Origin of the sequence: Corynebacterium glaucum, from assembly GCF_030408855.1 — a bacterium.
Lineage (GTDB): Bacteria > Actinomycetota > Actinomycetes > Mycobacteriales > Mycobacteriaceae > Corynebacterium > Corynebacterium glaucum.
This window is the reverse complement of the sequence record NZ_CP047358.1, coordinates 1,777,375-1,789,298: the sequence shown is the minus strand read 5'-3', so window position 1 is coordinate 1,789,298 and position 11,924 is coordinate 1,777,375. Positions and strand designations below refer to the sequence as shown.

Sequence of the window (11,924 nt, the reverse complement as noted above, 5' to 3'; positions counted from 1 at the left end):
TTCAGTTGCCTTTCCCCGGCGGTATGTTCTGTGACCCACACTACCAACGCACGCAGGTAGGGTAGTGCGCACAATCTTCGCTAGATTTTCATGACCCCAAAGGAGCACGACATGGCCGACGAGAAGTTCTACTACAACCCCGCTACCGGCGAGGTCACTCAGGGCAAAGTGGACTCATGGGATAACCGGATGGGCCCCTACGACACCCGCGAGGAAGCGGAGCAGGCCATCGCGATCGCCGCAGAACGCACGAAGCGCGCCGATGCCGCTGACCAGGCTGATGACAACTGGGGCGCCACCCCGTCCTGGGAGCGGCGCAACTAAGTCGAAAGTCGCTTGCGAGCGCCTACCGCCGCGGCGTGACCAATCCAGCGTCGTAGGCGGTGATCACCAGCTGCACCCGGTCCCTCGCGCCGAGCTTGCTCAGTAGGTGTCCGACGTGGCTTTTGACCGTGGTCTCGGCCATGTGCAGCGCCGCGGCGACTTCTTGGTTGCTTAACCCCTGCGCGATCGCGGTAAGCACCTCAAGCTCGCGCGGCGAAAGTTGCGCCTCCAGCTTGGCCGCGAGCGCGGCCGGGCTCTGCGCGCCCATGTGCGGGCGGAACCGCTCGATTACCCGCGCAGTCGCGGACGGCGCAAGCATCGCATTGCCGGCGGCCACGGTGCGGATGCCCGCGAGCAGATCCTCCGCACCGCAGTCCTTGAGTAAGAACCCCGACGCTCCGGCGGCGAGCGCTTCGTAAACGAACTCGTCGCGGTCGAACGTGGTCAGCGCAATCACGCGGGTGGGAATTCCCGCGGCCGTGATGGCGCGTGTCGCCTCGATCCCGTCCATCCGGGGCATGCGGATGTCCATGCAGCACACATCCACCGCAAGCCCGCCCTCCAGCAACTCAAGCGCCGCGCGTCCGTCAGCGGCCTCGCCGACCACGTCCATATCGCCCGCAGTGCTGAGCACCAGGCGGAAGCCGGTCCGCACCAGCTCCTGGTCGTCGACAAGCAAAATGCGAATCATAGGGCACCCTCCGAAACTGCGAGCGGCACCTGCGCAACCACTGCGAACCCTCTTTCGGGGTGGGGGCCTGCCGAAAGCTCGCCGCCGGCACTGCGGGCACGCTGGGTCATGTTGGCGATCCCGCGGCCGCGCGCGCCGTCGGGTTGCGGGGCTTTGCCATTATCGACGACTTCCACGCGGACCTGCCCAGCGTGCTCGGTGACCCTGACCTGCGCTTGGGCGTCCTCGCCCGCGTGGCGCATGACGTTGGTCAGCGACTCTTGGACGATGCGGTAGAGCGCGACCTGGGCGGAGGGGGCCAACTGGATTTCTGCGAGGTCGACGGTGCTGTGGAGCTCGAAGCGGTTGCCCGCGGGGTCGCACGAGCGCACGAGTTCCGGCAGCTGCGACAAGGTGGGCTGCGGGGTGTGGTCCTCTGGCGGGGCACCGACCGCGCGCACGAGGGCGCGGGTTTCCTGCAGCGCGTGCACGGCCGCGTCGTGGGCGGCGGTGACTGCGTCGCGGGCAGCCGGGGGAGCGGCGGGCGAGTGCTTGAGCACGTGTGCCGCGGCGTCGGTTTGCACCGCGATCACCGAAAGCGAATGCGCAAGGATGTCATGCAGATCGGCCGCGATGCGGGAGCGTTCCTGCTCCACCGCGAGCTGGGTGGTGAGGTGGCGGTCGCGCTCGGCCTGCGCTGCCTGGGCGGTGAGCATCGCCGCGCGCTCGCCCTGCATGCGGATAACCACGCCAAGCAGCACCGCGCCGAGTACCGGCACCGCGGAGATGAGTAGGACGGGGATAGGGTCCAGGATCCACTCGACGATGGTGCGCGCCGGGCGGTCCGTTGAGCTATTCCACCGGAACCAGGTGTGGGCGGTCATCGCGAGCACTGCGGCGGCAGTCCACCAGCGGGTGCGCTTCGGGTCGCGGTTCGCGGCGATGACGCACAGGCCCATCAGCGGCACCACGTTGCCGGAGGTGAGGTCTTCGGACTCGGTCACCCGACCCAGCACGATCTGCCCGATGAACGCCGGTGCACTCAGCGCCACGGTGAGCTCGGGGATGGCGAAGAGGAACACGAGCGGCAGCGTGAACGCGAGCGCCAGCAGCAGGACCGGCCATTCTTCGGCGAGGGGGTAGCGCGCGAGTGCCCCGATCGCCACCAGGGGGTACGCGAGCAACGCAACTGCGCCGCCCCACGCCAGGGGACGGGCTTTGACGCACTCGGCGAGTTGCTCAACCATGCGCCGTATTCTCCTTGCTTGCCCGCACGAAGCGCATCCTCCTGGGGTAGATGAAAACTGTGTACCGCAGGCCGATGTGGTGCCGCCTGCGCACTGGGCACACTACCGCCCATGACACTTCACCCTTTGTTGCGCGTTCAGGCGCTAGAGAAAACCTACGGCGCGGGTGCGGGCGCGGTCCGCGCGCTTGACGGGGTCAGTTTGGACGTGCCGCGCGGGCAGTTCGTAGCCATTATGGGCCCGTCCGGATCCGGCAAATCCACGCTCATGCAGTGCGCCGCTGGCCTGGACACCGTGGATGCGGGCCAAGTGTTTTTGGACGGCGACGAGCTCACCGCCATGCGCGACGACCAGCTCACCGTCACCCGTCGCGACCGCATCGGCTTCATTTTCCAGGCATTCAATTTGCTGCCCACGCTCAACGCGCGCGACAACATCTCGCTTCCGCTGACGATGGCGAAGCGTGGCGTCGACAAGCAATGGTTCGATCATGTTGTGGCCATGCTGGGCCTTAAGGATCGCCTCGCGCACTGTCCGACGGAGCTTTCCGGCGGCCAGCAGCAGCGTGTCGCGGTGGCGCGGGCGCTGATCACCCAGCCGGACATCATCTTCGCCGACGAACCCACCGGCGCGCTCGACCAAGCCACCAGCGAGACGCTCATGCAGTTTCTGCGCCGACTTTCTAACGAACTCGGGCAGACACTCATCATGGTCACCCATGACCAAGCGGCCGCAAAGTGGTCAGACAGGATCATTGAGCTTTGCGACGGCCGCGTCACCCACGACACCGCCCTAAGCCAGGTGAGTTAACGTGCGCCGCGTCTTACGAACCTCGCCTGCAACGCTGATCGCGGTCCTCTTCGCCACCGCGCTTGTGGTGTTCACCGCGATGATCCAGGCAGGCGTGCGCAGTGATCTCGAACGCGCCGCGCGCACCGCCACCGGCAACGCCGACGTGATCGTCACCGCCCCCAGCGGCGCGGACCTGCCGTCGAGTCTTTCGGATCAGATCCGTGCGCTGCCAGGCGTTGCGGAAGTAACCGAACAGGTGGCTGGCACAGCAATCATCGACGATGAGCTCGGTGCGGCCATCGGAGTGCAATCGCTTAACGACGACACCCTGATCCGCCTTACCGCCGGCCGCATGCCCAGCGATGACAACGAAGCCGTCCTGGTGGAGGTCCCCGGCAAGCCCACGCGCTACCTCACCGGCGCCGAGATCACGGTCGAAGGCTACAGCGGTGGTACCGAAACCATCACCATTGTCGGCACCGCGACGGCGAAGCCCGGCGCGACCGCGGAGCCAGCGCTGTCCACGCTCGTTTGCTCGCCCCGCGCGGCGCAACGCCTTTTGGGGCTCGAGGGGAGCACCGCACTTCTCGCCCACGCGAGTGGCAACGTCAACCAGGCTCACGGGGAGGTCGCCGCAGCCGTCGACGAATCCGGCCACGAATCCGGCCGCGTTGCGACCGTCGAGAATAGTGAAGCTTTTGTTGCTGCCAACGCTTCCAAGTATGCGGCCGGGACCCGCACGATCATGCTCGCGCTGCAGCTGCTCACCGCGGTGGCGTTGCTGGCCGCGCTCGTGGTGATCGGCAACAACTACCGCCTGCAGCTCGCGCGCAGTACCCGCGAGATCGCTTTGCTTCGGAGCATTGGCGCTTTGCGACGGCAAGTGTTCTCCGCAGTCCTCGCCCGTGCTGCTTCCGTCGGTGTGCTCGGTGCGCTAGGCGGGTTCGTGCTGGGCACGGTAGTCGGTGCGGTAGTCGGCGCTGCGGTACTTCAGGGACTGCCAGCGGCAGCTTCACAACTGGGATTTTGGGTGCGGCTAATCGTACTAGCACTGGCGGCAGGGGTGATTCCGAGTGTGCTTGCGGCGCTCTGGCCCGCGAAGCTGGCAACCCGCGTGGCTCCGATCGAGGCGCTCCGCCGCGCGGAACCGGCTAGCGAGGTTGGCGGGGCTGGCGGGGCAGGCGGTGTTGAACGTGGTCGCCGCCGCGTACCCCGCCGTGTCCGCCTTGCAGCCGCGTTCGCGCTGCTCGTCGCTGGCGTTGGTGTGACTGTGGCTGGCGGGTTTGCCGCCTCGATTGTGCTTGTGGTGCTGGGCGCGCTCGCCGCGTGTGCCGGGTTGATGTTGGCTGCAGCGCCGATTTTCACGTGCGCGGCCCTGGGACTGGGCCTGATTGCCGGAACCCGAGTTGGGTCGCAAGCTGACTTGGCGCGCGAGCAGCTGCGCCGCAATCCCGGGCGCTCCGGCGCTACCGCCGTCGCGGTATGGATCGGCACCACGTTGATGGCGGCGTTGTTGACGGGCAGCGCCACCGCCCAAGCCACGCTTGGCCAGGTTTTCGAGGGTGCGACGCCAATGGACATCACCGTCACCCCAAGCGGTGAAGCCGAAGTTCCCGCCGGAGATCCTGCCGAACTGTCGGCCCAGATCAGTCAGCTCACCGAAGTTGCCGCCAGCGCTGTGGTCGCCGATGTCATGCTCGACGCGTCGTTCTCAGCATCACCGGACGGCGGCGGTCCGATGACGGTCGCGGCATGGAACCCGCAGTTGAGCAGCGTGCTCCGCACCGATGCGGTGATCCCCGGACCAGCGCCGGGGACGATCATCCTGCCGCCAACACCGGAGACCACCGGAGGGTCGGGTCCTGGCACCGTCACCTTGCGGCAGCCGGGCACCGAGCACGATTTCGCGGTCACCGTGGTTGACGGAGCGCCGATTATGGGTATTGTGCATCCGTCTGACCTTGAGCGTTTCAACGAGGCGTCGTTAAGCGTGTGGGTGAAGCTGGTGCCCGACGCGGACCCGCTGGAAGCGATGGACGCGATCGCACAGCTACCTGGCGTGGCGGCGCTGAGTAGCCCCGCCGTGCAACGGCTCGAGGCCAACGCGGAGATCGCGCAGTTTGTCGCCCTGGGGCTCGCGTTCCTCGCCGTGGCACTGCTGATTGCGGTGGTGGGGTTGTCCAACACCGTCGCGCTGTCAGTGACTGAACGCACCCGAGAGATTGGGCTCCTTCGCGCGCTTGGCGCCCTGCGCAGTCAGATCACCGGCATGATCTTGGCGGAAACGCTGCTACTCGCATCGGCCGCCAGTCTCATCGGCATGGCGTTCGGGGTGCTGTTCGGGATCGCTGGCGCTCATGCGCTGCTCGGCGGCGAACAGCTCTACGTGTTCGCAGCCGTCCCGTGGCTTTCCCTCGCCGCACTGCTCGTGGTCCTACTCGCAGCGGCAGCATTGGCGGCGCTGCTGCCGGCGCGCCGGGCGGCGGCCATCCCGCCGGTCGCAGCGCTCGTGCATTAGCGACGAGCCACGAGCCGCTAACGCCTAGGACTTCACTTTCTTGAACGCTTTCTTCAGGTTGCGCATCGCCTCGTCGTACCCAGCGAGCGCGGCATCACCACGCGCCAGTTCGCGCTGGTAGAGGATGCCGTACGAGAAGGTGTCTTCGCCGCGCTCGCGGGCTTCGCCGGAAAGGCGCAGGATCCGATCGCGCGAGGTCACCGCGTCCTGGAAGTCTCCCAGCACCTCCTGCATCGCTTTCGCGGCCTTGGACAGGCGCCCGGTCTTGATCCCGGCGGACTGCGCCGCAGCCGTCGCATAGCGAAGCTTTTTCACGGCCTTGCGCACATCGTGGACATATTCCTCACGCTCGTGCAGCGGCAGGTCGGTGTCGTGGTAGAACTCATCGACCTTCTTGTCGCGCTTGATCACCTTCTTATACGCCTTCTCCAGGTGCTCCAGCATGATCGCGCGCGACTCCTTCTCGCTGACCTTGCTCTCGGTGCCGCCCTCGTCGCTTTCCGAGTCGTCGTCGCTCGCGGCCACCGGCGGGTTCGCCAGCAGGTGGTCGATGTCGTCGAGCATGTCCATGAAGCGATCGGAGTTGAGCATCTCGACGATCTCGGCATGAGCCGCCTCATAATCCTTGCGCATGTCCTGTTCGACATGGGCGCGGGCAGTGTCGTCGATAAGCCCGCTCTCGTCGGTGTCCAAGAGCTCGGCGAATCGCTCCTCGACGACCTCCGCATCGCGCGCCTCGCCGAGGACCGCTGCGGTCTGCTTCAGCTCGCGCTCAAGCTCCTCGAGCTGGTCGCCTTCGAGGATGCCCTCGAACGTCTCCAGCAGCGAGCGCATCTCGCGCGTAGCCACGCGCAGCTGGTGCACGGAATCCCACTCGTCGGCCCGCACGCGCGGCTCCCACGCCACAATCTCGTCGCGCTGCGCGCGCAGGGCATCTACCACCGCGGCGGCCGGCGAGTCTTCGTCCAGACCCTGCGACTGCAGGTGGGGCGGCAGGGGAGCGGTATGCACCGTCTCACCCAATGCGGTTGCAAGCTTTGAGGGTGACGACGACTTGCGCGCCCCCGAAGCGATCAAAAACGACGTGGCCTGACGGATCAGGTCGTCGCCGTCTTCGGTGCCTGCAATCGCCTCGGCGAGCTCCACTTCCCACTCGCGCCAGGAGGTTCGTTCGCCGCCTGGGAGCAGGGACCACGCGGTGACGTGGTCGTCGCAAAACTCTGCGATCGCTTCGCCCTGCTCGCCTGCCAGCTTCGACTCCACGCGGCGGTTATCCACCTGCGCGATCGGTTCGAGCGGCTCGTTGCGCACGATCGCGCGCACCTCGTTGAGCAGCTCCTCGGGCACCTTTGCCGGGTCCTCGATGGGCACGCGCAGCTCCTTGCGCCCGCCGGCGATGGGCAGCTTCATGTGCCAGCCGTCGTCGGCACCGCCGGTGCGGCGGCGCAGCGTGATCTTCTCGCGGGTCAGGCGCAGGTCGGCGGTGTCGTAGTAAATCGCCGACAGGTCGTGCTGCTCGGTGCCGAGCATCGATGCCACGCCGGGCAGCTGGGTGAGGTCGGGTACACCGGTGTGCTCATCGACGGCGAGTTTCACCTCGACTTCCAGGTGGCGCTCAGCGGCTTTGGAATTCGTCTTCTCAGCCATGATGTCTCCTCATTCGTTGGTCTACCTCAACTATAGACAACCGCGCGCTCTGTAAAAGATTGCAAAGTTTTACAGAATGGCCTTAAAGGGAGTGAAGGCTGAGGGCGCAAACCTGGTCCGGGAGGGCGTTTGAAGGGGCCGTCGATAAGCAAACGAAAAGCTAGAGTTGCCACTATGAGCTCACAGACTGACAACGTCCTGCGCCGGGTGGAAGAGCAGGACATCGCCTTCATCCGCCTCTGGTTCACCGATATTGCAGGCAGCCTGAAGACCGTGATGATGGCGCCGGCCGAGCTGGAGAGCGCGTTCGAGGAGGGCGTGGGCTTCGACGGTAGCTCGATTGAGGGCTTTAGCCGCATTTCTGAATCCGACACCCTCCTGCGGCCGGACCCGTCGACGTACCAGCCGCTGCCGTTCGATGAGGACACCGGTATTCAAACCGCGCGGATGTTCTGCGACATCACGATGCCCGACGGCGACCCGCTCTACGCCGACCCGCGCCACGTGCTGCGACGCCAGATGCACGCTGCGCGCGAGATGGGCTTTGAGTTCTTCGCTAGCCCCGAGATCGAGTACTACGTGGTCAAAACCGACGGCGAGGGAGGGATTAAGCCGAGCGACAAGGGTGGCTACTTCGACCAGGCGAAACGCAACGAGGCGCCGAAGCTGCGCCGCGAGGCGATCTCCGCGCTGGAATACATGGGCATTACCACCGAGTTCTCCCACCACGAGGCGAGCCCCGGCCAACAGGAGATCGACCTGCGCCACACGGATGCGCTGACGATGGCGGACAACATTGTCACCTTCAAGTACCTGGTGAAAACCGTTGCAGAGACCAACGGCGTGCACGCCACGTTCATGCCGAAGCCGTTTCCGCACCTCGACGGCTCCGCGATGCACACGCACTTCTCGCTGTTCGAGGGCGAGACGAACGCCTTCCACGATCCGGACGACGAGATCAGCATGTCCAAGGTCGGCCGCCAGTTCATTGCCGGCATCATCGAGCACGCCCGAGAGATCTCGGCCGTGACCAACCCGTGGGTGAACTCATACAAGCGCCTGCAGTTCGGCTCCGAGGCCCCGACCGCCGCGACCTGGGGCATTTCTAACCGTTCCGCGATGGTGCGCGTGCCCACGTACCGCCTGCACAAAGCCGATTCCCGGCGCATCGAGGTCCGCTCGCTCGACCCCGCCTGCAACCCCTACCTCGCATTCGCCGCGGTGCTCGCCGCCGGGCTGAAGGGCATCGAGGGCGGCTACGAACTCGACGATCCCGCTACCGACGACGTCTTCGCGCTTACCCGCCGCGAGCGCCGCGCGATGGGGTATCGCGACCTGCCCGGTTCCCTCGACCAGGCCCTGCGCTTCCTCGAGCAGTCCGAGTTCATGGCCGAGGTCCTCGGCGAGCAAGTCTTCGAGTTCTTCCTGCGCACCAAGTGGGACGAGTGGCACGAGTACACCTCCCAGGTCACCCCGTGGGAGATTGAAGCGGGGCTAGACCTGTGACGCAGCTGCCCAGCCCCGCGAAACTCGGCCTCACCTCACCGCGCGCCGCCGAGGACCTCGAAGAGCTCGGCTTCGACTCCGACGAGTTGCGCTGGACACTCGCCGGCGCCGGCGACCCGGACCTCGCGCTCAACAACACCCATCGCTTCATGCAGGCATCGGGGGAGTGGATCAAGGTCCGCACATTGCTTATCGACGACCCCGTCTACCGCACTAAGTTCTTCGCCCTGATGGGAGGCTCGACGGCGCTCGCAGACCACCTCGTCGCCCACCCAAAACTCTGGCAAGAGCTGGCCAAAGACGTGCCGAGTTCGGAGGAGGCGCTGCAGGTGATGCTCGGCGCGGTGGACGCGCAACCGGCCGGCGCTGATCCCGGCGATGCTGCCGACACTGACGCCAATGCGCCCGCCGACACCGCCTCCGCCGACCTGTCCACGCCCGGCACCTACCGCGCCGGAGCCGCCTTTGACGCGCCGGGCTCCGGCAACGAGCCGCTGCGCGACGCGCACCGCACCTTGGTCATGCGTGTTGCCGCTGCCGATCTCGCCGGCACCTTCGCGGACACCAAGGGTGTCGCCGAAGCCGATCAGCTTGGCTACCGCACGACCACCGAAGCACTCACCGCGATCGCCGACGCAGCACTCACCGCCGCACTCGCGCTGGCAGTGCGCCGTGTCTACGGCGACGAGGACCCCGACGCCCGACTCAGCATCATCGCCATGGGCAAATGCGGCGCCCGGGAGCTCAACTACATCTCCGACGTGGACGTGATCTTCGTGTCCGAGCCCGTGACCCCGAAAATCACCCGCACCGCCTCCGAATTCATGCGCATCGGCACCGCGTGCTTCTTCGAGGTGGATGCGAATCTCCGCCCCGAGGGCAAGTCCGGCGCGCTCACCCGCACCCTCGACTCCCACCTCGCCTACTACAAACGCTGGGCGGAGACGTGGGAGTTTCAGGCCCTGCTGAAGGCGCGTCCGATGACTGGTGACATGTCGCTGGGCAACGCGTACGTCGTAAAGCTTGCCCCCTTGGTGTGGAAGGCGAGCCAGCGCGAGAGCTTTGTTGAGGATGTCCAAGCGATGCGGCGGCGCGTGCTGGACAATGTGCCGGAGGATGTCCGTTCGCGCGAGCTGAAGCTTGGCTACGGGGGCCTGCGCGATGTCGAGTTCGCGGTGCAGCTGCTGCAGCTCGTGCACGGACGCATCGATGACACGCTGCGCACCCCCAACACCAGCGACGCGCTGAAAGCCCTGCGAGACGGCGGCTACGTCGGCCGCGACGACACGAAGAAGCTGATCCGCGCCTACGAATTCCTCCGCCTGCTCGAGCACCGTCTGCAGCTGCAGCGCTTCAAGCGCACCCACCAGCTGCCCGATGCCGACGACGAGCGCCGCACCCTCTGGCTCGCCCGCGCCGCCGGCTTCACCCCGGGCAAGCGCCGCTCGACGGATGAGGAGATGTTCAAGCAGCTCAAGAAGGTGCGCGAGACCGTCTCCACGCTGCATGAGCGCCTCTTCTACCGCCCGCTTTTGAACTCGGTGGTCGACCTCTCAGTCGGCGAGGCCAACCTGTCCTCGGAGGAGGCGAAGGCCCGCCTGGCCGCGCTCGGCTACCGCCACCCGGCGCGCGCCTACGACCACCTCACCGCGCTGGTCAAAGGCAACTCGCGCAAGGCGAAGCTGCAGACCATCCTCCTGCCCACGCTGATGTACTGGCTCGCCGGCACCGCCGACCCGGGCGCAGGCCTGCTCAACTACCGCAAGCTTTCCGACGCAGCCGAGGACAAGAGCTGGTTCCTGCGCATGCTTCGCGACGAAGGCGTTGTCGGCCAGCGCCTCATGAAAATCCTCGGTAACTCGCACTACACCTCGGGCCTCATCATCTCCGCGCCCGAAGTGGTCAAAATGCTTGGCGACGGCTCCAACGGACCGCGGTTGATCGAACCCGCACCCGATCAGGTGCACAAGGCGATCGTCGCGGCATCCAAGCGCTACCAGGATGATGCCGACAAGGCCGTGAACGTCGCGCGTTCGCTGCGCCGTGCGGAACTCGCCCGCATTGCGAGCGCGGATCTGCTCGGTTTCATGGAGGTTAGGCAAGTGTGCGAGGAACTCACCATCGTTTGGGACGCCGTGCTGGAAGCGGCGTTGCTGGCTGAGATTCGCACTGACTTGGCTGAACGTGGCGTCGATAAGCCTCCTGCCCGGATTGCAATCATTGGCATGGGCCGGCTTGGTGGTGGGGAACTGGGCTACGGCTCGGATGCGGACGTGATGGTGGTGGCGGAGCCGGTGCGCGGCAGTGATGCGTACGAGTCGGACGACGACGCGCTGGCGTGGGCGGCGCGCATCATCGACCAGATGCGGAAGCGCCTGGCGAAGCCTTCGGGTGACCCGCCGCTGGAGGTCGACTTGGGGTTGCGACCCGAGGGGCGGTCCGGGCCGGTGGTGCGCACGATTGCGAGTTACGAGCGTTACTACCGCGAGTGGGGCGAAGTGTGGGAGAAACAGGCGCTGCAACGTGCGACGACCGTTGCTGGTGATGAGACCGTAGGCATCGCGTTTTTGCGGATGATCGATGCGTTCCGGTACCCGGAAGGCGGGGCGTCGATGAGCGATGTGCGCGAAATCCGCCGCATTAAAGCGCGCGTGGACAACGAGCGCTTGCCGCGCAACGCCGATCGTTCTGTGCACACGAAGCTGGGGCGCGGTGCGTTGGCGGATGTGGAGTGGACGGTGCAGCTGCTGACCATGATGCACGCGCACAACCGGGACGGGTTGCGCACGACCTCGACGTTGGAGGCGCTGGATTACCTGGCTGAGCTCGACGATGCTGAGATCCTGCCTGGTGCGGAGGCGCGTGTGCTGCGCGAAGCGTGGCTGACCGCGACACGGGCGCGCAACGCGCTTGTGCTCGTCTCTGGCAAGCGTACGGACCAACTGCCAGCGCCTGGGCCGCACCTGGCGCAGGTTGCCGGCTCGGCTGGTTACCACCCCGATAGCCAACAGGAGTTCTTGGAGGACTACCTGCGCATCACGCGCCGGGCGCACCGCGTGGTGGAAGAGGTGTTTTGGGGCGAGACGCCGAGCCTGGAGTTCGAGTAGCGTGCGCCCGCGGGTGCGCGCAGGTGCGCGCGGGTGCGCTGCCCGCCGCCCGCGCCAAACCCGGATAGTTGGCACCCTTTATGTGTGCAGACTCGGACGTAAGGCCTCGTAAC

The 11,924-nt window shown here is 66.2% G+C and carries 8 protein-coding genes; 5 read left to right on the top strand and 3 right to left on the bottom strand.

Annotation, left to right across the window (positions count from 1 at the left end):
* Nucleotides 1–90: 90 nt before the first annotated feature.
* Nucleotides 91–324 (top strand): hypothetical protein, encoded by a 234-nt coding sequence (locus CGLAUT_RS08635; RefSeq protein ID WP_425551731.1) that lies wholly within the window; start codon nucleotides 91–93, stop codon nucleotides 322–324.
* Nucleotides 325–346: 22 nt separating this feature from the next.
* On the opposite strand, the gene CGLAUT_RS08630 is transcribed toward CGLAUT_RS08635, so the two are convergent.
* Both CGLAUT_RS08630 and CGLAUT_RS08625 read right to left on the bottom strand, forming a co-directional pair.
* Nucleotides 347–1,015, bottom strand: a complete 669-nt coding sequence (locus CGLAUT_RS08630; RefSeq protein ID WP_290184642.1) for a response regulator — start codon at nucleotides 1,013–1,015, stop codon at nucleotides 347–349.
* Nucleotides 1,012–2,241, bottom strand: coding sequence for a sensor histidine kinase (locus CGLAUT_RS08625; protein ID WP_290184641.1), 1,230 nt, complete (start codon nucleotides 2,239–2,241; stop codon nucleotides 1,012–1,014). Before CGLAUT_RS08625 ends, CGLAUT_RS08630 begins: the two co-directional genes overlap by 4 nt.
* Before the next feature lie 111 nt (nucleotides 2,242–2,352).
* Between CGLAUT_RS08625 and CGLAUT_RS08620 the strand changes: the two genes are divergently transcribed.
* Together CGLAUT_RS08620 and CGLAUT_RS08615 are read left to right on the top strand one after the other, a co-directional pair.
* On the top strand, nucleotides 2,353–3,051 hold the full coding sequence (locus CGLAUT_RS08620; RefSeq protein ID WP_290184639.1) for an ABC transporter ATP-binding protein: 699 nt from the start codon (nucleotides 2,353–2,355) through the stop codon (nucleotides 3,049–3,051).
* A gap of 1 nt (nucleotide 3,052) precedes the next feature.
* Nucleotides 3,053–5,551, top strand: a complete 2,499-nt coding sequence (locus CGLAUT_RS08615) for an FtsX-like permease family protein (protein ID WP_290184637.1) — start codon at nucleotides 3,053–3,055, stop codon at nucleotides 5,549–5,551.
* A gap of 24 nt (nucleotides 5,552–5,575) precedes the next feature.
* Here the strand turns inward: CGLAUT_RS08615 and CGLAUT_RS08610 are convergent, their stop codons facing one another.
* Nucleotides 5,576–7,198, bottom strand: a complete 1,623-nt coding sequence (locus CGLAUT_RS08610) for a CYTH and CHAD domain-containing protein (protein ID WP_290184636.1) — start codon at nucleotides 7,196–7,198, stop codon at nucleotides 5,576–5,578.
* Between the two features lie 174 nt (nucleotides 7,199–7,372).
* Between CGLAUT_RS08610 and glnA the strand changes: the two genes are divergently transcribed.
* A complete protein-coding gene (gene glnA / locus CGLAUT_RS08605; protein ID WP_290184635.1) occupies nucleotides 7,373–8,704 on the top strand; it encodes a type I glutamate--ammonia ligase in 1,332 nt (443 codons plus the stop codon).
* Nucleotides 8,701–11,811 (top strand): bifunctional [glutamine synthetase] adenylyltransferase/[glutamine synthetase]-adenylyl-L-tyrosine phosphorylase, encoded by a 3,111-nt coding sequence (locus CGLAUT_RS08600; RefSeq protein ID WP_290184634.1) that lies wholly within the window; start codon nucleotides 8,701–8,703, stop codon nucleotides 11,809–11,811. The genes glnA and CGLAUT_RS08600 overlap by 4 nt, the downstream gene beginning before the upstream one ends.
* Nucleotides 11,812–11,924: the final 113 nt, after the last annotated feature.

Excerpts from the sequence above, each read along its gene's own strand:
- CGLAUT_RS08620 (WP_290184639.1), top strand. The coding sequence starts at position 2,353 with ATGACACTTCACCCTTTGTTGCGCGTTCAGGCGCTAGAGAAAACCTAC.
- glnA (WP_290184635.1), top strand. The coding sequence starts at position 7,373 with ATGAGCTCACAGACTGACAACGTCCTGCGCCGGGTGGAAGAGCAGGAC.
- CGLAUT_RS08630 (WP_290184642.1), bottom strand. The coding sequence starts at position 1,015 with ATGATTCGCATTTTGCTTGTCGACGACCAGGAGCTGGTGCGGACCGGC.
- CGLAUT_RS08625 (WP_290184641.1), bottom strand. The coding sequence starts at position 2,241 with ATGGTTGAGCAACTCGCCGAGTGCGTCAAAGCCCGTCCCCTGGCGTGG.
- CGLAUT_RS08610 (WP_290184636.1), bottom strand. The coding sequence starts at position 7,198 with ATGGCTGAGAAGACGAATTCCAAAGCCGCTGAGCGCCACCTGGAAGTC.
- CGLAUT_RS08635 (WP_425551731.1), top strand. The coding sequence starts at position 91 with ATGACCCCAAAGGAGCACGACATGGCCGACGAGAAGTTCTACTACAAC.